The sequence below is a fragment of the Pseudomonas sp. P867 genome, assembly GCF_019891455.1.
In the GTDB taxonomy this organism is placed as follows: domain Bacteria; phylum Pseudomonadota; class Gammaproteobacteria; order Pseudomonadales; family Pseudomonadaceae; genus Aquipseudomonas; species Aquipseudomonas synxantha_A.
Genome location: NZ_JAFLXB010000003.1, coordinates 237,165 through 257,875, shown reverse-complemented (window position 1 = coordinate 257,875; position 20,711 = coordinate 237,165). Strand labels below are relative to the sequence as shown.

Genomic DNA, 20,711 nt, shown 5'->3' with positions numbered 1-20,711 from the left:
AACATTTACGCCATTTCTGGGGCGCTAGCGTACGCCTGTTCCAGCAACACGGTGAAGCGCACAAACGCATCGATCGCGCCTTTTTCTACCGCAGCTTCTTCTTCGGCGCTGAACTCCAGGCTGTCGAGGGTGCGGGTGAAGCTTTTCCAGCCTTCGGCGCGGCCACCGGCCGGTTCGCCCAGGTGGCGGGCCCCGAAGGTTTCGCTCAGGCCCAGGCCCAGGGCGCGCTTGATCAGAAACGCGGCGCCCAGCTTGGAGCCTTCGGACACGAACAGCCAACCCAGGGCTTCGGCCTGGCTTGGGTTTTTCACCGCGCCGGCGACCGGAGCCGGAACGTCGGTGTCCAGGTCAGCCAGGTCGAGCTTGGCGGCTTCGGCGCGGCAGCGGGCGGCCAGGTCGGGAATGATCGTGTTCAGCGCGGCATCGTTGTACAGCGCCACCAGTTCCGACTGGAACAGGTACTGGGCCACCACGAAGCGGGCGAAGTTGGCTTGGGTTTCGAACGGCGCATGAGCCTTCACCAACGCATCCAGCTTGGTGTGCGGTTCATTGGTGATCTGGTTCAGGCGCTGGGAGCGCAGGCTTGGGCGTTCTGCGGTAGGAGAAGCGGTCATGTAAAAAGTCCTTGAAAGAGGGAGCGCCTGGGTGCCCTTAAAGAGAGCTGTTATCAACTAGACGAACAAGAAGACGTGGCACAGTAAAAAATCCTCACCCCGCCGCTGATGGATTCCGGCGAGGTGAGGCGGGTGGATCAGATGTCCCAGATCAGGTTGATCGCAAAGTTGCGACCGGGCTGGGTCAGGCGGTCCAGGTTGGCCGGGCCGGTTACGCCAGCTTCGCCGACGCTGTCGTAACTGCGCACGTCATCCCAGTTCCAGTACTTCTTGTCGGTGAGGTTGTAGAGGCCACCGTTGATGGTCACGTCGTTGGTGACCTTGTAGTAGGCGGTCAGGTCGAGGATGCCGAAGCCCGGGGTCTTGAACGGGCCGTCGGTGCTGCCGTCGGGAGCGTGGAAGGTGGTGCTGTCGACGCGGTTCTGTTTTTTCACCAGGGTCCAGCTCAGCAGGCCGCCGTAATTGTCCTGGTCGTAGCCCAGGCCAAACACGCCCTTGAGCGGGTTGACGCTGTTCAATGGTTCGCCATTGTCGTCGTTGCGACCGTGGGCGTAGGCAATCGAACCCTGGGTGTACAGTCCCTTCGGCGCGCCGAACGCATCCAGGTTCAGGCGGCCCTTGGCTTCCACGCCCTTGATGGTGGCGCGCTTGATATTGACGGCCTGGAACTGCTCCACGGTGCCGCCGACCACGGCGTTGTCTTCGTCGATAAAGTCGCGGTACTTGTTGTAGTACACCGCGATGTCGAAGGAGCCTTCGTCAAACTTGCCGCGTATCCCGGTCTCGATGCCTTTGCTGGTCTCCGGCTTGAGGTCGGGGTTGGGTTCGACGGTGTAGCCAATGTTGAGGTTTTCGAAGCGGCCATACAGGGCCTTCGCCGAGGGGGTGCGGAAGCCTTCGGCGTATTGGCCGAACCAGGTGTAGTTATCGGTCAGGGCGTAGGTCAGGCCGAACTTTGGCGTGACGCGGTGCCAGGTTTTGTCCTTGCCATCGACGGCATATTCGCCGGTCGGGTTGACGGTGTTGAGGAACTCCTGGGTCAGCTTGGGCTTGAGCCGGGTGTAGTCATACCGCACGGCGGGCAGGAAGGTCCATTTATCCCAGCTGATCTGGTCCTGGGCAAACAACGAGTAAGTGTTGATGGTCGGGTCGGGGAAGTCGCTGGCCTTCTTCACGCTGTCGCTTGCTTGCGGGCTGGGCGCGCCGATGGCGGTGCAGCCGCCACCAATGGCCAGGCACGAGGCGGAGCCTTCGCGCGAGCCGGTGACTTTCTGCTGCTTGAGGGTGGTGCCGTAGGTCACCTGGTGGTCGGTTTCGCCGACGCTGAACGCCTTGTCCAGTTGAGCGTCGAAGACCCACTGTTTTTCTTCGTAAAGGGTGTCGCGGGTACGCAGTACGCGGCGACCAGCCTGGTAGATCTCGGCGGTGGTCTGGTCGGTCTTGGCGATCTGGTAGTTGAGGCTGGTCTTGATGCGATCAGCAATCGGCGACTCCAGGGCAAAAGTGTTTTCCAGGCCGAAGCGCTCGCGGGTGATGGTGTCGTTGCCCGAGCGGGCACGGTAGAGGTTCATGCCTCGACCGCCGATGAACGGGCCGCCTACGGCATTCTTCAGGTTGACGTCGCGGTCATCCTTGAACTTCTCGTAGGTCAGGCCCAGGCGGTTTTCATCACCATAGTTCCAGCCCAGCTTGGCCAGCACGTTGGTGGTGCGCGCGTCTTCCGGGTTGGCGCCGGTGCGGGCCAGGCCGGTGGCGTTGTTGCCGTCGTAGGATTCGGTTTCATGACCATTGCGCTGGCTCAGGTGCAGCAAGCCATCGAAGTCCTGTACCCGCCCTGCGAAGGTGCCGGAGGTCAGCCAGCTCTCGTCGGCGGAGCTGTAGCCGGTCTTGAGGCGGGCGCCGACGTCCTTGCCGGGCTTGATGATGTCGTCCGGGTCGAGGGTGAAATAGCTTACCGCGCCGCCGATGGCGTTGCTGCCGTACAGGGCCGAGGCCGGGCCGCGCAGGATCTCCACGCGCTTGACGATTTCCGGGTCGACGTAGTTGCGACGGGTCTTGGCGTAGGGGCCGTTGAAGAAGTTGTTGGGCACTTCGACGCCGTCCACCTGGGTGAGGATGCGGTCGCCGTCGATACCACGGATGTTATAGCCCGCGTTGCCTGAGCGGGTGCCGGCGCCGCCGACGGAGACACCGGGCTCGTAGCGCACCAGTTCGCGGATGTTGTTGGTGTTCTGGCGGTCCAGTTCCTCGCGGTCGTGCACGCTGACGGTGCTGGGTACGCTGTTCACATCCTGTTCGTTACGGGTGGCGCTGATGGTCACCTGTTGCAGGGCGAGGGCGCCGCCCGCGGCGCGTTTCTCCAGCACGATGTTGTTATTGCCCAGTTTGCGGTAGCTCAGGTTGGTCCCCACCAACAACCGCTCCAGGGCTTTTTCCGGCGACAGCGGGCCGCGCACGCCAGGGGACGACACTCCCTGGCCCAGCTCTGCCGGCAGGCCGACTTGCCAGCCGGTCACCGCGGTAAAGGCGTTGAGCGCCGACACCAGCGGTTGCTGCTCGATGCTGAAGTTGTAATTACCGTGGCTGCGAGGGGCGGGTTCGGCGGCGGTGGCGCTCATGACGGGCGCGCCAGCCAGCAGGATCGCAGCGGTCAGCAAAGACAAAACGGGCGAAGAACACCGGCGGTTGAAACGAGAGGACATCGAGAGCGCTCCGGGATACGAATCTTATAGTTGCGAACTGAACCAAATAGGAATCAGTTGCATTGGCTATAACGAGACGTATCGCCGGTTAACATCGAGTAAAAATAATTCTCATTTAGTTCAGAATCACCAGCGCCGGGTATTCCGACAGCTTGGCCGAGGTGATGTGGGCCAGGGAGCGCACCACGTCCAGGGGCTGGTCGAGACGATAGTTGCCGGTGACGGCGACGCTGGCCAGTTGCTCATTGTTGTTGACGATCCAGCCAGGGTAATAGCGGCGCAGTTCAGCCAGGACTTCGCTCAGCGGGCAATTTTCGAACACCAGCCTACCCTGCACCCACGCCAGATCCTTGCCGACATCGAGCTTGGCCGGTTGGCCGAAACCCTTGGGGCCGATGCGGATGCTTTGCCCGGCACTCAGGCGTACGCGGGCATCGTCGAAGCTGTTGCTCAGGTCGACATCGCCACGCTGCACCTGTATCTGGGCCTCGCCATCGAGGTAGCGCACGGCGAAGGCGGTGTCGCGCACGCTGGCACGCACGGGGCCGGCGTCGATTTCCAGGGCCAGGCCACGGCTGGGGGCTATGTCGAAGAACGCTTCGCCCTGGTACAGGCGCGCAATGCGCTGGTGGTCGGTGATGCGGCTGGAAAATGCCGAGTTGGTGTTGAGCAGCACCTTGGACCCATCGTCCAGTTGCAGGCGCTGGCGCTCGCCGACCACGGTGAGGTGATCGGCCTGCAAGCGCATCGGCAAGTTGCTGAAGCTGAACAGACCGATCAACAGCACGGCCGCGGTGGCCAAGGGCTTCCAGTGCGGTTTGATCCGGCGCCAGCCGCTTGGCTTGCGTGGCACCGCCAGGGCCACGGCGGCGCTGTGTACCGGTGCACCTGCCCAGGCCGCCTGAGCCTTGCTGAACGCGTGGACATGCGCCGGGTCCGCGGCCAGCCAGGCGTCGAACTCGGCCTGCTGCCCGGGTTGCGGGCACTGCAAGGCGATCAGCCAATCGAGGGCTTGGTCCATGGCCGTGTCTTGCAGCACCTCATGAGCCAACGCATGGGGGCGCAGTTTATTCGGGTCCGTCACGGTGTTCCTCGGGTCTTCGCCACGTTCTATTCATTTTTTCGTACAGCATGGATCGATAGCTCTATCGGATGGAGCTTAAGGCTGATCCAGCCGTTCGGCCACACCTACACAGATGGCCATGATCAATTTCAGTTCCTTTTGTACGGTGCTCAAGGACACGTTCAACTGATCGGCAATTTCCTGGTAGCTGCAACCGTGCAGGCGGCTGAGGATGAAAATCCGCTGCTGACGAGCGCTCAGCTGGCCGAGGCTGACGCTCAGATGCTCCAGCAGTTGCTCGGCCTGAATGGCTTCTTCAGGCGTGCTGGCAGGGGCGGCGACGCTTTGCAGCACGTCCAGCGGGACGTCTTCCTGCAACGTGCGGGCCTGGATCCGGCGCGAGCGCAGGTGATCCAGCGCCAGGTTGCGCGCGGTCTGGTACACAAAGGGTTCAAGGTGGTCGATCGGCCGCTCGCTCAGGGCCCGAGTGACGCGCAGGTAGGTTTCCTGCAACAGGTCCTCGGCAGTGCTGTGGTTATTCACCATCCGCTGCAAGGTGCGTAGCAGAATCACCCGTTGGGTGAGAAAGACTTGGTTGAAGCGAGATTGGCTCACAGTGATACCAGATCGATTTGCAGCGAATGATAATGCTTATCATCAACCGAAATGGCAAGTGGCTATTTCCCTGAACCTACGCTGGACAAAATGTAACTGTGGGAGGGGGCTTGCTCCCTCCCACAGGTGGGGTTACTCGGCGTTGCACAGCGCCAGGCAGTTATCCAGCATACGGTTGGAGAAGCCCCACTCGTTGTCGTACCAGGCCAGCACCTTGAGCAGCTTGCCGCTGACCTTGGTGTGATTGGCATCGAAGATCGACGACAGCGGGTTATGGTTGAAGTCACTGGAAACCAGCGGCAGGGTGTTGTAACCGAGGATCTTCGAGTGCTGGCTGGCCTGTTTCAGCAGGGCGTTGACTTCATCGGCCGTGGCTTCTTTCTTCAACTGCACAGTCAGGTCCACCAGAGACACGTTGATCACCGGTACCCGTACCGCCATGCCGGTCAGCTTGCCCGCCAGTTCCGGCAGTACCAGGCCAACGGCTTCAGCCGCGCCGGTTTTGCTCGGGATCATGTTCTGGGTGGCCGAGCGCGCGCGGTACGGGTCGGTGTGGTAGACGTCGGTCAGGTTCTGGTCGTTGGTGTAGGCGTGAATGGTGGTCATCAGGCCGCTTTCGATACCCAGCTCACGGTGCAGCACCTGCGCGACCGGCGCCAGGCAGTTGGTGGTGCACGACGCGTTGGAGATGATCTGGTGGGACTGACGCAAAATGTCATGGTTTACGCCATAAACCACAGTGGCATCCGCGCCCTTGGCCGGAGCCGAGATGATCACCTTGCGCGCGCCGGCGGTAATATGGGCGGCAGCCTTGTCACGGTCGGTGAACAGGCCGGTGCATTCGAACACCACGTCGATCTTGTGCGCAGCCCACGGCAGGTCGGCGGGGTTGCGAATGGCACTGACGGCAATCCGGTCACCATTTACGGTCAGGCTTTCCTGATCGTGGGCGACCTCTGCATCGAAAGTGCCGTGTACGGTGTCGTACTTGAGCAGGTGGGCGTTGATCGAACTGTCGCCCAAATCATTGATGGCGACGATCTGCAAATCCTGGCGATAGCCTTGGGTATACAGTGCGCGCAGGACATTACGGCCGATACGGCCAAAACCATTGATTGCGATACGTAGAGTCATTGGAAAAGTGCCTGTCGTCGATTTGTTGTAAGAATTACAAGATTATTCGCATAAAAATAGAAAACAAGCCTTTTTAGTGGCAATATTTTGTTCAATCTACAACGAGTGACCTGAATCAACTGGTCCGATGATCCAAACGACCCCCTGCCATCCCATGAGCTGTGGGCGTTTGATCAGCATAGACACTCAGGTCGCCACATCCGTTAGCCTGGAGTTCTATACATGCATCCCCGCGTTCTTGAGGTCACCGAACGGCTTATCGCCCGCAGCCGCGCCACCCGCGAGGCTTACCTTGCGCTCATCCGCGGCGCAGCCAGCGACGGTCCGATGCGCGGCAAGCTGCAATGCGCCAACTTCGCCCACGGCGTGGCCGGTTGCGGCACCGAAGACAAAAACAGCCTGCGCATGATGAATGCTGCCAACGTGGCAATTGTTTCTTCTTATAACGACATGCTCTCGGCGCATCAGCCCTACGAACATTTCCCTGAACAAATAAAGAAAGCCCTGCGTGAAGTGGGCTCGGTCGGCCAGTTCGCCGGCGGCACCCCCGCCATGTGCGACGGCGTGACCCAGGGCGAGCCGGGCATGGAACTGAGCCTGCTCAGCCGTGAAGTCATCGCCATGTCCACGGCGGTAGCGCTGTCCCACAACATGTTCGACGCCGCGCTGATGCTGGGGATCTGCGACAAGATCGTCCCCGGCCTGATGATGGGCGCGCTGCGCTACGGCCATCTGCCGATGATCTTCGTGCCGGGCGGCCCGATGCCGTCGGGTATCTCCAACAAGCAGAAAGCCGATGTGCGCCAGCGCTACGCCGAAGGCAAGGCCAGCCGCGAAGAGCTGCTGGAATCGGAGATGAAGTCCTACCACAGCCCCGGTACCTGTACCTTCTACGGCACCGCCAACACCAACCAGTTGTTGATGGAAGTGATGGGCCTGCATTTGCCGGGCGCGTCATTCGTCAATCCGTACACGCCGCTGCGTGACGCGTTGACCCGCGAAGCGGCGCACCAGGTCACGCGCTTGACCAAGGCCAATGGCAACTTCACGCCGATCGGCGAGATCGTCGACGAGAAATCCATCGTCAACTCCATCGTTGCGCTAAACGCTACCGGCGGTTCCACCAACCATACGCTGCACATGCCGGCCATCGCCATGTCGGCGGGCATCATCCTGACTTGGCAAGACATGGCCGACCTCTCCGAGGTGGTGCCGACCCTGTCCCACGTGTACCCAAACGGCAAGGCCGACATCAACCACTTCCAGGCGGCGGGTGGCATGTCGTTCCTGATCCGCGAACTGCTCGAAGCCGGCCTGCTCCACGAAGACGTCAACACCGTGGCCGGCAAGGGCTTGAGCCGCTATATCCAGGAGCCGTTCCTGGTGGACGGCGAGCTGGTCTGGCGCGATGGCCCGATCGAGAGCCTCGACGAAACCATCCTGCGCCCCGTGGCCCGTGCGTTCTCGCCGGAAGGCGGCTTGCGCGTGATGGAAGGCAACCTTGGCCGTGGCGTGATGAAAGTTTCGGCTGTCGCGCCCGAGCATCAGGTGGTTGAAGCGCCGGCGGTGGTGTTCCAGGACCAGCAAGACCTGGCCGACGCCTTCAAGGCGGGCCAGCTGGAAAAAGACTTCGTTGCGGTGATGCGCTTTCAGGGGCCACGTTCCAACGGTATGCCGGAATTGCACAAGATGACCCCGTTTCTCGGCGTGTTGCAGGACCGTGGTTTCAAAGTGGCGTTGGTAACAGATGGGCGAATGTCCGGCGCCTCGGGTAAGATCCCTGCCGCGATCCACGTCAACCCCGAAGCCCAGAGCGGCGGGCCGCTGGCGCGGGTGCAGGATGGCGATATCATCCGCGTCGATGGCGTCACCGGCACCCTGGAGCTTAAAGTGGACGCCGAAGTATTTGCAGCGCGCGCGCCTGCCACGGGCCTGTTGGGCAATAACGTGGGAGCAGGTCGCGAGCTGTTTGCATTCATGCGCTTGGCCGCAAGCTCCGCAGAGCAGGGCGCCAGCGCCTTTACCTCTGCCTTGGAGACGCTTAAGTGAAGCTTGCGCTGGTCGGTGATATCGGGGGTACCAACGCCCGTTTTGCGTTATGGCGAGATCAGGAGCTGCATTCGATCCGCGTGCATGCCACAGCGGATCACCAAAGCCCTGAAGAGGCGATCAAGGTCTATCTCGCAGAAGAAGGCCTGGAAACCGGGGACATCGGTGCAGTGTGCCTGTCGGTGGCCGGGCCGGTGAGTGGCGATGAGTTCAAGTTCACCAACAATCACTGGCGCCTGAGCAAGACGGCGTTTTGCCAAGCCCTGCAAGTGGATGAACTGCTGCTGGTCAATGATTTCTCGGCCATGGCCCTGGGCATGACGCGTCTTAAGCCCGACGAGTTCCGCGTGGTCTGCGAAGGCACGCCGGAGCCTTTGCGCCCAGCGGTGGTGATCGGCCCGGGCACTGGCCTGGGCGTTGGCACCTTGCTGGACCTTGGCGCCGGGCGTTTCGCGGCATTGCCGGGGGAGGGCGGGCACGTCGACCTGCCCCTGAGCAGCCCGCGGGAAACCCAGCTGTGGCAGCATATTTACACGGAGATCGGCCATGTCAGCGCCGAGACCGTATTGAGCGGCGGCGGGTTGCCGCGTCTGTATCGCGCTATTTGTGCGGTGGACGGGCACGAGCCGGTGCTGGATACGCCCGAAGCCATCACCGCAGCGGGCCTGGCCGGTGACGCGGTAGCCATGGAAGTGCTGGACCAGTTCAGCATCTGGCTGGGGCGGGTCGCGGGCAATAACGTCTTGACCACCGGTGGGCGCGGTGGCGTGTACATCGTGGGTGGGGTGATACCCAGGTTTGCCGACTTCTTTATCGCCAGCGGTTTCGCCAAAAGTTTTGCGGATAAAGGCTGCATGAGCGACTACTTCAAAGGTATTCCGGTGTGGTTGGTGACAGCGCCGTATTCGGGGCTGACCGGGGCTGGCGTGGCGCTTGAGCAGGCTTTTGCATAGGCTGTGATGGCCTCTTCGCGAGCAAGCCCGCTTCCACATTTGACCGCGTTCCAACTCTGGAATGCAGGCAAATGTGGGAGGGGGCTTGCCCCTGATGAGGCCCTACAGAACACCCCATAACAACAAGGAGGCCCCCGTGAGCGTAATCAGTAAATCCATTCTCCTCGTCGACGACGATCAGGAGATCCGCGAATTGCTGCAAACCTACCTCAGTCGCGCCGGCTTCCAGGTCCGTGGCGTGGCCGATGGTGCGGGGTTCCGCCAGGCGATGAACGAGGCGCCGTGCGACCTGGTCATCCTCGATGTGATGTTGCCGGATGAAGACGGGTTCAGTCTGTGCCGCTGGATCCGCCAGCACCCGCGCCAGGCGCAGGTACCGATCATCATGCTCACCGCCAGTTCCGACGAAGCCGACCGTGTGATCGGCCTGGAACTGGGCGCTGACGACTATATCGGCAAACCGTTCAGCCCTCGCGAGTTGCAGGCGCGGATCAAGGCACTGCTGCGCCGTTGCCAATTCGGCCAGGAGCGCAGCACTGGCGGTGATGTGCTGGTCTTCGATGAATGGCGCCTGGACATGATCAGCCACCGCTTGTTTCACGTTGATGGCGAAGAGGTCATCCTTTCCGGCGCTGACTTTGCCTTGCTCAAGTTGTTTCTTGATCACCCGCAACAGATCCTCGACCGCGACACTATCGGCAACGCTACCCGTGGCCGTGACCTGATGCCGCTTGACCGTATCGTCGATATGGCCGTCAGCCGTCTGCGCCAACGCCTGCGCGATACCGAAAAACCCCCGAGGCTGATCCGCACCGTGCGCGGCAGCGGTTATCAACTGGCAGCCAGCGTGGTTGCCGGCAATGCCCACTGAACCTTTGACCGAGCGCCGCCGCCGCTTTCCGGTGCCACGCTCGCTGCTGGGGCGCATGTTGCTGCTGACCTTGCTCGCCGTGCTGTTCGCCCAGGCGCTGTCCAGCGTGATCTGGGTGTCGCAATTGCGCGCCACCCAGCTTGAGGGCCTGGTGACCAGCGCCCGCAGCCTGGCGCACTCGATGACCGCCAGCGTGAGTTATTTCCGTTCGCTGCCGGTGGCCTATCGACCTTTGGTCCTTGATCAGTTGCGCAGCATGGGCGGTACCCGCTTTGTAGTGACCCTCAATGATCGCCCGCTGGATATGGCGATCCTGCCGCAGACGCCACGCAAGCAAGCGGTGCTGGAGGCGGTCGATGAGGTGCTACGCCAAACCCTGGGCGCCGATGTACATATCTCGGTGGAGTTCGTCAGCGCCGAAGACCTGCGCATCTTCAATGCCGGCCTCAAGCTCGACGAACTGCCACGCTCCTGGGCCCATTACGCGTTAACCCTGGAGCCGGTTAACCCACCGGTATTGGTCACCCAGATTCAACTGGCTCCCGGCGAATGGCTGTACATCGCCTCGCTGTTGCCAGAGCCGTACACCAGCCTTGAAGAACAGGGCCTGCCGTCCCAGCAGGTGTGGTTTATCGTGCTGACCAGTGGTTTTTTGCTGCTGTTTATCGGTTTGCTGGTGCATTGGCAAAGCCGGCCGCTCAAGCGCCTGGCGCGGGCGGCGCGGGATATGTCGCTGGGCGCCGATGTAGAACCGGTGGCCGAAGGCGGCGGCAGTGAAGTGGTGGAGGTGGGCCGCGCATTCAACGCAATGCGCGAACGCATCAGCCGTTACCTGACCGAGCGCAGCCAGTTGTTCAGCGCAATTTCCCACGACTTGCGCACCCCGATTACCCGCCTGCGGTTGCGTGTGGAATTGCTCGAAGACGAGAACCTGCAAACCAAATTCGGCCGCGACCTGGATGAGCTGGAACTGCTGGTCAAAGGCGCGCTGCAATGCGTGAAAGACACCGACATCCACGAAAACATCCAGCCGGTTGACCTCAATCATGTACTCGAATGCCTGGTGGAACCGTACCTGGCGCCCAACGGCAACGGCCGGGTAACCCTTGAAGGCGCGGCCCTGGCGGCCTACCCGGGCAAGCCGCTGGCGCTCAAGCGTTGCATCGGTAACCTGATCGACAACGCCTTGAAGTACGGGCAGAACGCGCATCTGCATATCGAGGACGATGGTGTGCAGTTCGTCCTGCATGTGGATGACGAAGGCCCCGGTGTGCCGGAGCAGCGTCTGGAGCAGGTGTTCGAACCGCACTTTCGCCTGGCCGGCCAGCAGCAGGGGTATGGCCTGGGGCTGGGGATCGCGCGCAACATTGCCCATAGCCATGGGGGTGAAGTGAGTTTGCAGAACCTGCGCGAAGGCGGCCTGCGCGTCACCCTGCAACTACCAAGAACCTTGGACTAACAAACACCTGAGCTGCGTACATCAGATGCTTTGGCGCAACCGGGCCAGGTCGCGCAGCGGTGGCGCTCCAAACAACCGACTGTATTCCCGGCTGAATTGCGACGGGCTTTCATACCCCACCCGATACCCCGCGGCCGAGGCTTCCAGTCCTTCGGCAATCATCAAGCGCCGGGCTTCCTGCAAGCGCAGCTGCTTCTGGTACTGCAGCGGGCTCATGGCTGTAATCGCCTTGAAGCGATGGTGCAAGGTCGAGACGCTCAGGTTCACTTCCTTGGCCAGGTCGTCGATGCGCAACGGTTGTTCGTAGTTGCCGTTCAACCACTTGATCGCCTGGCTGACGCGATGGCTCTGGCTGTTGGCCACGGCAATTTCATACAGGCGATAACCCTGTGGGCCCCGCAGCAAGCGATAGAGAATTTCACGGTTGATCAACGGCGCGAGCATGGCGATGTCTTTGGGCGTGTCCAGCAGGCGGACCAGGCGCAGCACGGCGTCGAGCAACGGGGTGTCGATGCGGTCCACATACATGCCGCGAGAGGTGGGACGCGACGGCACCCCCATAGGCCCGGCTTCGGCAATCAGCGCGGTGAGCTGGGCCGGATCGATATTGATGCGGACCGACAGGTTGGGGTCTTGCGGGGTGGCATCGATGATTCTGCCGGCTACCGGCATGGCGACCGAGAACACCAGATAATTGAGCGGGTCGTAGGCAAAGATTTCGTCGGCCAGGCGCACTTCCTTGCTGCCGCTGGCGAGGATGCACAGCGCAGGTTCCACCAGCACCGGCATGAAATCCCGTGGCGTGTTGTGGCGGTTCAGATACAGCGAGGTGATCGCCGTGCCGTAGGAGCCATCTTCCCAGGTGTGGCGGTGCACGATACTGGCCAGCTCGGCGCGTTGTTTCTCCATCTCGGCATCGACGGGGATGGGCTTTGGTTCGGGCGACGACATGGGGCGTCCTCTACACGCTGCTTTGATGGGCTCAGCTTAGCGGCAGCTTTTCAAAAAGTGTTACGTCGATTCTGCAGGATCCTTGCCTGATCCTGCGATAGGTAGTGAATCAGGCAAGCAGGCCGCCTGTCATCTCCCTGAAACACTGGGCCGGTGCATGGAATAAATCCCGGGGGCCAAATGTCCTCTCTATGTTTCTCGCAGGATTGTGCAATAAGCCTGCAGGAATCGACTAACTGCATCCACAGCTGGGCCGCTATCTTTGATCCTGTGGCAACACACCCTCACCGTGCTTGCCGAGCATCACTTCTCAACGGGAGAGTCGAACATGTCCACCCCCATTCCCGCGAGCCACATGGCCTTTATCCGCGCCCGTAGCGGGTGCAGCACCGAACTCGGTGCACGCTTGAGCAGTTTGATCGAACCGGGCCGCCAAGCCCCAGGTTGCCTGCAATTTTCGTTGCAGCATTCCCAGGTCGATCCTGATATATGGCTGGTATCAGGTTTTTGGAGCAGCGAGGAGGCCATGAGTGCCTACTTCAGCTCACCGACCTTGATGATTTTTACGGAGTTGCTCAACGACATGGTCGTGCGCAGCATGGACTTCCAGACCTTCACCGATGCATCTGCCGTCAACGCCTACGGCGAGTACCTGCAACTGGCCGGTTGAACCGGTTTACAATGGCCGACTTTTCCATTGGCCAGGACCTGCAACATGGCACGTAAACAATTTGCCCACCACGAAGCCGTTTCCGCCTTGATGCGTGAAGAAGAGGGTGGCTATAGCGCTGCCATCGCCGTCAAGGCACTGGATGGCATGGGCGCCCCCAAGTTCCACAAGATCCTTGACGGGCAGAAGTTCAAGTCGGCTTCGGATGCCGATGATGCGGCCACTGTGCAGCTAGAGGACCTGGTCGACGTGGACGCGGAAGGTCAACTGACTTGGGCAACGGCTTCCAACTAACGAACGCTGCCGATCAAATGTGGGAGGGGGCTTGCTCCCGATAGCGGTGTATCAGCCAGCAAATTTTTAGCTGATACATAGCCATCGGGAGCAAGCCCCCTCCCACAATTTGACTGTATGTCAGTCAGGGTTTTGTGGCGCCTGGGCGGTACATCTTGAACAGCGCTTGCGGCCCCAACTGGAAGTAATCCGCCGGGCCGCCGCCGCGCAAAATCGGCTCGGCGGCAGCAGTGTCGTAGATCCCATCCTTTAGCAACCACTTGGCGATGTGCACCGCAACCACTTCGCCCAGCACCAGCCAACTCGGCACCAGCTCCTTGTCGGCGCGTTGCAGTTGGATGATCTGCGTCACTTTGCATTCAAACGACACCGGGCTCTCGCCGACGCGGGGTACAGCGACGACTTTCGAAGCCACCGGCGTCAGGCCGGACAACTCGAATTCATTCACATCCGGTGAGACCGCCGCGCAACTCTGGTTCATCTGCTCGGCCAACGGGCGAGTGGCCAGGTTCCACACAAACTCGCCGGTCTGCTCAATGTTATTCAAGCTGTCTTTGCGCCCCACACTGGAAAACCCAATGATCGGTGGGATGTAGTTGAATGCATTGAAGAAGCTGTAAGGCGCCAGGTTCAGGCGGCCTTCGCTGTCGTGCGAGGAGATCCAGCCAATCGGGCGTGGGCCGACGATGGCATTGAACGGGTCATGGGGCAGGCCGTGGCCGTTGGCGGGTTCGTAGAAGTGAATATCGTCGGACATGACCTGTTCTGCTCTCGATTCTGGGGCCCACATCATATCCAATGTGGGAGGGGGGTTGTCCCCTCCCACATTTTTTAGTCCGTGGTAATCCGCGAGTGCTTGCGGGTGTCTTTCATGGTCACGTAGACCATCAGCGACACTGCGATACACGCGGTCACGTACCAGTAGTAGCCAGTTTCCATACCGATGCTCTTGAACCACAGCGCGATGTATTCAGCGGTACCGCCGAAGATCGACACCGTCAGCGCATACGGCAGGCCCACGCCCAGGGCGCGGATTTCGGTGGGGAACAGTTCGGCTTTCACCACGGCGTTGATCGAGGTATAGCCGCTGACGATGATCAGCGCTGCCATGATCAGGAAGAACGCGCCCCACCAGCTCTGGATGGTGTGCAGGGTGGTGAGGATCGGCACGGTGAACAGGGTACCCAGGACACCGAAGGCAATCAGGATCGGGCGACGACCGACTTTATCCGAAAGCCCGCCGATGATCGGCTGCAGGCACATGAACAGAAACAGCGTGGCTGCCGAAATGGTGGTGGAGTCGGAGATGCTCATGCCGACCGTGTTCACCAGGTATTTCTGCATATAGGTGGTGTAGGTGTAGAACGCCAGGGTGCCGCCCATGGTCAGGCCGACCACGGTCATCAGTTCCTTGGGGTGGCGCATCAAGGTGCGCATTGCGCTTTCCTTGGCCTTTTCCTTCTTGGTGAACGACTCGGTTTCTTCCATGCCACGACGCAGATAGAGCGCGACCACTGCACACAAGGCGCCGATGGCGAACGGGATACGCCAGCCCCATGCGTACAACTGTTCGGTAGTCAGCAGTTGTTGCAGCACGATCAGCACCGCCAGCGCGATGAGTTGGCCGGAGATCAGGGTCACGTATTGGAAGCTGGAGTAGAAACCACGACGTTCCTTGGTCGCCATCTCGCTGAGGTAAGTGGCGGAAGTGCCGTATTCGCCACCGACCGACAGGCCCTGCAGCAAACGGGCAAACACCAGCAGGATCGGCGCACCGATACCGATGAGTTCATAGCCAGGGCTCAGGGCAATCAGCAGCGAGCCGAAGCACATCAGGTAGACCGAGGCCATCAGGGCTTTTTTACGCCCGACCTTGTCGGCATACAGGCCCATCAGCCAACCACCGATAGGGCGCATCAGGAAGCCCACGGCGAAGATCGCGGCGGTGTTGAGCAGTTGGGCGGTGGTGTCGCCTTTGGGGAAGAACGTCTTGGCGAAGTACAGCGAGAAGGCGGCGTAGACGTACCAGTCGTACCACTCGACCATGTTGCCGACCGATCCACTGAAGATCGACTTGATGCGGCTGGAAGTGGTGCGTTCTTTTGCCGGCGCAGACGCCGATCCCAGAGGCAGGGAGTTGGAGTTATCCATTGAAGGATCCTTCATCTAGTTGTTTTTATGGAGCGTGCTTGAGCACTGCCTGGCTTGGGCTATAGCAGAAGCTGTGCCAAGTGGATGAAGGCCCGGAATAGAAGGGTTGCGAGGTTTTTTTGAGCGGAAAGTTGCCGATTATTTTTGCGGGATGAGCGGAAATCCGCTTATGGCTGCTGGACCCTTCGCGAGCTACATAAGCAGGATCAGAGGAACATTTCCCGCACCAACCCATGCCGCTGCATCTTTTCATTAAAGGTCCGACGCGGCAGTTGCAGCTCGGCCAGCACCGCTTTGATATCGCCTTTATGCCGGGTCAGCGCGGCTTTCAGGCAATGCGCCTCGAAAGCCTCCTGCTGCGCGGCCAGCGATTGCCCAGGTTCAATACCTTCAGGTTCAGGCTCTCCAAGCCCCAGCACCTGGCGCTCGGCGACGTTGGCCAGTTCACGTACGTTGCCCGGCCAGTCATGGCTGAGCAGGCGACTCAGCTGCGGCCCACTCAATGGCTCAAGATGGCGGCCCAAACGTTCGGCAGCGCTTTGGGCGAAATGCTCATACAACAACGGAATGTCTTCGCGACGCTCGCGCAGGGGCGGCAGGCGCAGTTGTGCGACGTTCAGGCGATAAGCCAGGTCCTCGCGAAAACGCCCGGCGCGTGCTTCTTCGAGCAGGTCCGGCTTGGTAGCGGCGATGATGCGCAGGTCGACATTGATGCTCTGGTTGGAACCCAATCGCTCCAACTTCTGCTCTTGCAACACGCGCAGCAGTTTTACCTGTTGCGCCAGGGGCATGCTTTCAATTTCGTCGAGGAACACGGTGCCGCCATGGGCGTACTCCAGCTTGCCGATACGCTTGCCCTGGGCGCCGGTGAAGGCGCCGCTTTCGTGGCCGAACAGCTCGGCTTCAAATAATTGCTCGGGGATAGCCGCGCAATTGAGCGCCACAAACGGCTTTTTGGCTCGTGGGCCGAAATCATGCAGGCAGCGGGCAACCAGTTCTTTACCGCTGCCGGTCTCGCCACGGATCAACACATTGACCGGCAGTGTCGCCAGGTCCAGCACCTGGCGACGCAGGGTTTGCAGGCCCTTGGACACCCCCAACAAGCTGGATTCCAGTTGTGCACGGTGATCGGCCTGTTGGTGCAGGCGACGGTTTTCCAGGATCAGGCCGCGCTTGTCCAGCGCCCGACGCAGGCTGTTGAGCAGGGCATCCGGGCTGAAGGGTTTTTCCAGGAAGTCGTAGGCGCCGTCGCGCATGGCTTCGACGGCCATCGGCACGTCACCATGGCCGGTGAGCAAAATCACCGGCAAGTCAGCATCGCGCCGCTGTACCTCGGCCAGCAATTCAAGGCCACTGAGCCCGGGCATACGCACATCGCTCAAGATCACCCCGGGGAAGTCCTTCGGCAGGTGCGCCAGGCATTCCTCGGCACGGCTGTACAACTGAACGTCAAACCCCGACAGGCTCAGCCACTGCTCGACGGCCGTACGAATGCTGGCTTCGTCATCCACCACAATCACTGCGTTCAACATAGGTCAGGTGTCTCCAGCGCGACGGGCAGGGTCAGGGTAAAGACTGCGCCGTCGCCACGATTGCCGGCGATCAGGCGCCCGCCCAATTCATGCACGATAGCGTAGGACACCGCCAGGCCCAAGCCGAGCCCGTCACCCACCGGTTTGGTGGTGAAGAACGGGTCGAATACGTTGTTCAAATGTTCTTCGGCAATCCCGCCACCGCTGTCGCTGACGCTCAACTGCCACAGCTGCTGATCGGCGTGCAGACGGATTTCCAGGCGTTTGCGCGGCTTGTCGGCCATGGCGTCCAGGGCGTTGCGCAGTAGGTTGATCAGCACCTGTTCCAAGCGAATCGCATCGCCGCGTACCCAGGCCGGGCGGGCCAGGTCCAGCACCACGCCGATGGCCTCATCGCGTAGGCGCGCGTCAAGCAGGTGCAGGGACTGGTCGACCACGGTGGCCAGATCCAGGCGTTCGCGCAGGCCGCTGGGGCTTTTGCGTGCGAAGGTCTTGAGGTGGCCGGTCAGCGCGGCCATGCGCGTCAGCATGTCATCCAACGGCGTGAGCGCCTTGTAGGCGTCGTCCACACGGCCATGGTCGAGCAACAGCCGCAGGGTGGCCAGCTGCATGCGTTGTGCGGTCAGCGGTTGATTGATCTCATGGGCGAGGGCGGCGGACATCTGCCCCAGCGCCGCCAGTTTGGCTGATTGAACCAGGCCATCCTGGGCGGTGCGCAGGGCCTGGGTGCGTTCTTCTACCAAGTGTTCGAGTTCTTCGCGGCTGCGTTGGCGAAGGCGAGCCAGGCGCCAGCGTTGACTCAGGAACAGCACAAGAAACACCAGCGCCAGCCAGGACCCGGCGGCGGCGAGGCCGGCATTGCGTTGGTCTTCAAACGGGAACTGCGGTTTGCGCAGCAGGTGCAGGGTCCAGCCTTCGGCTTTCAGCGGCAGGGATTCCCAGATGTAGTTGGCGCTGCCGTCCGGGCCGTTGACGCGCATCAGGTGGCTGTTGTCGTCGAAGCGCTGCAGGGTCTGGGTCTCCAATGGTTGCAGCTGCTTCTTGTCGTATTGGCGAGTGGCCTTGAGTTCCGCCAGGTCACTCTCTGGTAGCGGCCGCAGGTTGCGATAACGCCAGCCCGGCTGGTTGGCGATAAACACAATGCCGCGTGCATCGCTGACCAGCAGCAAGTCATTGCCCTGAGCCCATTCGCGTTCCAGTTCGGGAAACTCCAGCTTGACCACCATGGCGCCGAGGAACTGCTCGTGTTCATCGACCACCGCGCTGGACAGGAAATACCCCGGAATGCCGGTCGTCACCCCCACCGCGTAAAAGCGCCCGGTGCCTTGGCTCAAGGTCTGGCTGAAATACGGACGGAACGCGTAATTGTGGCCGACATAGCTGCTGGGCAAATTCCAGTTGCTGGCGGCCACCGCCAGGCCGGTGCGGTCCATCAGCTCCAGAGTGGAGGACTGGGCGGCGCCGTTGATGCGTTCGAGCTTGCGATTGAGTACATCCTGGGTGGCGCTATCGAGTGGGCCCTTCAGCGCGCTGATCATTTCCGAATCCAGCGCCAGCACGGCGGGGAGGGCGCGGTAGCGTTCGATCAAGGTATGCAGCGAGTTGGCATACAACGCCAGCTGTTGATTGGCTCGAGCGGCTTCATCCACCAGGGCCTGGCGCTCGGCATGGCGGGTGGCCAAGGCGGCGGCCAGCACTGCGCCGGCGATGATCAGCAACGAGTAAAATGTCAGACGCAGAGGGCGAGGGATCACGATCATACGATGATGAGCAGGCACAGTGAGGGGCGAGCACCATAGCATGAGCTGTCTGGATCTTGTGGCGAACGAGCTTGTGTGGGAGCTGGCTTGCCTGCGATGCAGACACCTCGGTGCTTCAGTCACACCGAATTGATGTCATCGCAGGCAAGCCAGCTCCCACATTTGACAGAGTTCGCCATGGCAATCGCTTCAGGTATAAAAAAGGCGACTGGGCCATGGGCCGCAGTCGCCTTTATGCTTGTGGAGAAAGCGCTTACTGCACTTCCACCGCCAGGCTCTCACTGATCTTTTTCTGCCAGATGGCAGGACCGGTGATGTGTACCGATTCGCCGTTGCTATCGACTGCAACGGTGACCGGCATGTCTTTCACGTCGAACTCGTAGATGGCTTCCATGCCCAGCTCGGCGAACGCCACCACGCGGGACTTCTTGATCGCTTGGGCCACCAGGTAGGCGGCGCCGCCCACGGCCATCAGGTACACGGCCTTATGGTCCTTGATCGCTTCGATAGCAGTAGGGCCGCGCTCGGACTTGCCGATCATGCCCAACAGGCCGGTCTGCTCGAGGATCTGACGGGTGAACTTGTCCATCCGCGTCGCGGTGGTCGGGCCCGCTGGGCCAACCACTTCCTCGCGCACCGGATCAACCGGGCCGACGTAGTAGATAAAGCGGCCCTTGAGGTCCACCGGCAGGGTTTCGCCCTTGTTCAGCATCTCGACCATGCGCTTGTGCGCCGCGTCGCGACCGGTGAGCATCTTGCCGTTGAGCAATACGGTTTCGCCCGGCTTCCAGCTCTGCACTTCTTCCGGGGTCAGGGTATCGAGGTTGACGCGGCGGGCCGATGGGCCGGCTTCCCAGACGATTTCCGGGTAGGCGTCCAGCGATGGCGCTTCCAGCGACGCCGGGCCCGAACCGTCGAGCACGAAGTGCGCGTGACGGGTGGCGGCGCAGTTGGGGATCATGCACACCGGCAGGGACGCGGCGTGAGTCGGGTAGTCCATGATCTTCACGTCGAGCACGGTGGTCAGGCCACCCAGGCCCTGGGCGCCGATGCCCAGTTGGTTGACCTTCTCGAACAGCTCCAGGCGCATCTCTTCGATACGGTTCTGCGGGCCGCGCTTTTTCAGCTCGTGGATGTCGATGGATTCCATCAACACTTCCTTGGCCATTACCGCGGCTTTCTCGGCAGTGCCGCCGATGCCGATGCCGAGCATACCTGGTGGGCACCAGCCGGCACCCATGGTCGGAACGGTCTTGAGCACCCAGTCGACGATCGAGTCGGACGGGTTGAGCATAGCCATTTTCGACTTGTTTTCGGAACCGCCGCCCTTGGCCGCCACGTCCACTTCCACGGTGTTACCCGGGACGATGGAGTAGTGGATCACCGCAGGGGTGTTGTCCTTGGTGTTCTTGCGCGCGCCTGCCGGGTCGGCGAGGATCGAGGCACGCAGAACGTTTTCCGGCAGGTTGTAGGCGCGACGCACGCCTTCGTTGATCATGTCGTCCAGGCCCATGGTGGCGCCGTCCCAGCGCACATCCATGCCTACGCGCATGAACACGGTGACGATACCGGTGTCCTGGCAGATCGGGCGATGGCCGGTGGCACACATGCGCGAGTTGATCAGGATCTGGGCGATGGAGTCACGGGCCGCCGGCGATTCTTCGCGCAGGTAGGCTTCGTGCATGGCCTGGATGAAATCAACGGGGTGGTAGTAGGAAATGAATTGCAGGGCGTCGGCAACGCTCTGAATCAGGTCGTCTTGCTTGATCACGGTCATGAGTCGCGCTCCTCTATAAGGGAACATTCAATAAAGGTGGCTTCAGTGTTACGTCGGTCGGCTGAAACCATCTTTCCAAGGCACGCCAAAGTGGTGCAGGCGCGACGCTAAAAAGG

General features: G+C 61.1%; 17 protein-coding genes. 6 read left to right on the top strand and 11 right to left on the bottom strand.

Features of this window, described 5'->3' with window-relative positions:
- Positions 1-5 precede the first annotated feature (5 nt).
- The 5 genes from J1G33_RS07560 to gap form a co-directional block, all read right to left on the bottom strand.
- On the bottom strand, positions 6-614 hold the full coding sequence (locus J1G33_RS07560) for a biliverdin-producing heme oxygenase (protein WP_148852643.1): 609 nt from the start codon (positions 612-614) through the stop codon (positions 6-8).
- 137 nt (positions 615-751) lie between these two features.
- Positions 752-3,316, bottom strand: coding sequence for a TonB-dependent receptor (locus J1G33_RS07555; protein ID WP_078822214.1), 2,565 nt, complete (start codon positions 3,314-3,316; stop codon positions 752-754).
- A 115-nt stretch (positions 3,317-3,431) separates the two neighbouring features.
- Positions 3,432-4,400: a FecR domain-containing protein gene (locus tag J1G33_RS07550; RefSeq protein WP_223017881.1), complete on the bottom strand. Its 969-nt coding sequence runs from the start codon at positions 4,398-4,400 to the stop codon at positions 3,432-3,434.
- Between the two features lie 75 nt (positions 4,401-4,475).
- A complete protein-coding gene (locus tag J1G33_RS07545; RefSeq protein ID WP_005791005.1) occupies positions 4,476-4,994 on the bottom strand; it encodes a sigma-70 family RNA polymerase sigma factor in 519 nt (172 codons plus the stop codon).
- Positions 4,995-5,126: 132 nt separating this feature from the next.
- Positions 5,127-6,128 carry a type I glyceraldehyde-3-phosphate dehydrogenase gene (gene gap / locus J1G33_RS07540; RefSeq protein WP_005791003.1) on the bottom strand — a complete coding sequence of 334 codons (1,002 nt, stop codon included), beginning with the start codon at positions 6,126-6,128 and terminating at the stop codon, positions 5,127-5,129.
- Between the two features lie 222 nt (positions 6,129-6,350).
- Here gap and edd point away from each other — a divergent pair, with 222 nt between their 5' ends.
- From edd to J1G33_RS07520, 4 genes are all read left to right on the top strand, one after another.
- Positions 6,351-8,177 carry a phosphogluconate dehydratase gene (gene edd / locus J1G33_RS07535; protein ID WP_032879666.1) on the top strand — a complete coding sequence of 609 codons (1,827 nt, stop codon included), beginning with the start codon at positions 6,351-6,353 and terminating at the stop codon, positions 8,175-8,177.
- Positions 8,174-9,130, top strand: coding sequence for a glucokinase (locus J1G33_RS07530; protein ID WP_032879667.1), 957 nt, complete (start codon positions 8,174-8,176; stop codon positions 9,128-9,130). The genes edd and J1G33_RS07530 overlap by 4 nt, the downstream gene beginning before the upstream one ends.
- Before the next feature lie 136 nt (positions 9,131-9,266).
- Positions 9,267-10,001, top strand: a complete 735-nt coding sequence (locus tag J1G33_RS07525; protein ID WP_005790997.1) for a response regulator transcription factor — start codon at positions 9,267-9,269, stop codon at positions 9,999-10,001.
- Positions 9,991-11,460 carry an ATP-binding protein gene (locus J1G33_RS07520; RefSeq protein ID WP_032879668.1) on the top strand — a complete coding sequence of 490 codons (1,470 nt, stop codon included), beginning with the start codon at positions 9,991-9,993 and terminating at the stop codon, positions 11,458-11,460. The genes J1G33_RS07525 and J1G33_RS07520 overlap by 11 nt, the downstream gene beginning before the upstream one ends.
- A gap of 21 nt (positions 11,461-11,481) precedes the next feature.
- On the opposite strand, the gene J1G33_RS07515 is transcribed toward J1G33_RS07520, so the two are convergent.
- Complete coding sequence (locus J1G33_RS07515) at positions 11,482-12,411, bottom strand: AraC family transcriptional regulator (protein ID WP_223017880.1); 930 nt, start codon at positions 12,409-12,411, stop codon at positions 11,482-11,484.
- Between the two features lie 328 nt (positions 12,412-12,739).
- On the opposite strand from J1G33_RS07515, the gene J1G33_RS07510 reads away from it, so the two are divergent.
- Together J1G33_RS07510 and J1G33_RS07505 are read left to right on the top strand one after the other, a co-directional pair.
- On the top strand, positions 12,740-13,081 hold the full coding sequence (locus J1G33_RS07510) for an antibiotic biosynthesis monooxygenase family protein (RefSeq protein ID WP_032879670.1): 342 nt from the start codon (positions 12,740-12,742) through the stop codon (positions 13,079-13,081).
- A gap of 45 nt (positions 13,082-13,126) precedes the next feature.
- Entirely contained in the window at positions 13,127-13,375 is a 249-nt protein-coding gene (locus J1G33_RS07505) for a hypothetical protein (RefSeq protein ID WP_223017879.1), read from the top strand.
- A 124-nt stretch (positions 13,376-13,499) separates the two neighbouring features.
- Here J1G33_RS07505 and J1G33_RS07500 read toward each other — a convergent pair whose 3' ends face one another.
- The 5 genes from J1G33_RS07500 to J1G33_RS07480 all read right to left on the bottom strand — a co-directional run bounded on the left by J1G33_RS07500 (position 13,500) and on the right by J1G33_RS07480 (position 20,595).
- Complete coding sequence (locus tag J1G33_RS07500) at positions 13,500-14,132, bottom strand: flavin reductase family protein (RefSeq protein WP_032879672.1); 633 nt, start codon at positions 14,130-14,132, stop codon at positions 13,500-13,502.
- 74 nt (positions 14,133-14,206) lie between these two features.
- Positions 14,207-15,526 carry an MFS transporter gene (locus tag J1G33_RS07495; RefSeq protein WP_005790985.1) on the bottom strand — a complete coding sequence of 440 codons (1,320 nt, stop codon included), beginning with the start codon at positions 15,524-15,526 and terminating at the stop codon, positions 14,207-14,209.
- A 206-nt stretch (positions 15,527-15,732) separates the two neighbouring features.
- Positions 15,733-17,058 (bottom strand): sigma-54 dependent transcriptional regulator, encoded by a 1,326-nt coding sequence (locus J1G33_RS07490; RefSeq protein WP_032879673.1) that lies wholly within the window; start codon positions 17,056-17,058, stop codon positions 15,733-15,735.
- Positions 17,052-18,818 (bottom strand): ATP-binding protein, encoded by a 1,767-nt coding sequence (locus tag J1G33_RS07485; RefSeq protein ID WP_223017878.1) that lies wholly within the window; start codon positions 18,816-18,818, stop codon positions 17,052-17,054. The genes J1G33_RS07490 and J1G33_RS07485 overlap by 7 nt, the downstream gene beginning before the upstream one ends.
- Positions 18,819-19,071: 253 nt before the next feature.
- On the bottom strand, positions 19,072-20,595 hold the full coding sequence (locus J1G33_RS07480; protein WP_223017877.1) for a fumarate hydratase: 1,524 nt from the start codon (positions 20,593-20,595) through the stop codon (positions 19,072-19,074).
- Positions 20,596-20,711: the final 116 nt, after the last annotated feature.

Coding starts and splice junctions, on each gene's coding strand:
- J1G33_RS07560 (WP_148852643.1), bottom strand. CDS start 614: ATGACCGCTTCTCCTACCGCAGAACGCCCAAGCCTGCGCTCCCAGCGC.
- J1G33_RS07555 (WP_078822214.1), bottom strand. CDS start 3,316: ATGTCCTCTCGTTTCAACCGCCGGTGTTCTTCGCCCGTTTTGTCTTTG.
- gap (WP_005791003.1), bottom strand. CDS start 6,128: ATGACTCTACGTATCGCAATCAATGGTTTTGGCCGTATCGGCCGTAAT.
- edd (WP_032879666.1), top strand. CDS start 6,351: ATGCATCCCCGCGTTCTTGAGGTCACCGAACGGCTTATCGCCCGCAGC.
- J1G33_RS07520 (WP_032879668.1), top strand. CDS start 9,991: ATGCCCACTGAACCTTTGACCGAGCGCCGCCGCCGCTTTCCGGTGCCA.
- J1G33_RS07515 (WP_223017880.1), bottom strand. CDS start 12,411: ATGTCGTCGCCCGAACCAAAGCCCATCCCCGTCGATGCCGAGATGGAG.
- J1G33_RS07510 (WP_032879670.1), top strand. CDS start 12,740: ATGTCCACCCCCATTCCCGCGAGCCACATGGCCTTTATCCGCGCCCGT.
- J1G33_RS07505 (WP_223017879.1), top strand. CDS start 13,127: ATGGCACGTAAACAATTTGCCCACCACGAAGCCGTTTCCGCCTTGATG.
- J1G33_RS07500 (WP_032879672.1), bottom strand. CDS start 14,132: ATGTCCGACGATATTCACTTCTACGAACCCGCCAACGGCCACGGCCTG.
- J1G33_RS07495 (WP_005790985.1), bottom strand. CDS start 15,526: ATGGATAACTCCAACTCCCTGCCTCTGGGATCGGCGTCTGCGCCGGCA.
- J1G33_RS07490 (WP_032879673.1), bottom strand. CDS start 17,058: ATGTTGAACGCAGTGATTGTGGTGGATGACGAAGCCAGCATTCGTACG.
- J1G33_RS07485 (WP_223017878.1), bottom strand. CDS start 18,818: ATGATCGTGATCCCTCGCCCTCTGCGTCTGACATTTTACTCGTTGCTG.
- J1G33_RS07480 (WP_223017877.1), bottom strand. CDS start 20,595: ATGACCGTGATCAAGCAAGACGACCTGATTCAGAGCGTTGCCGACGCC.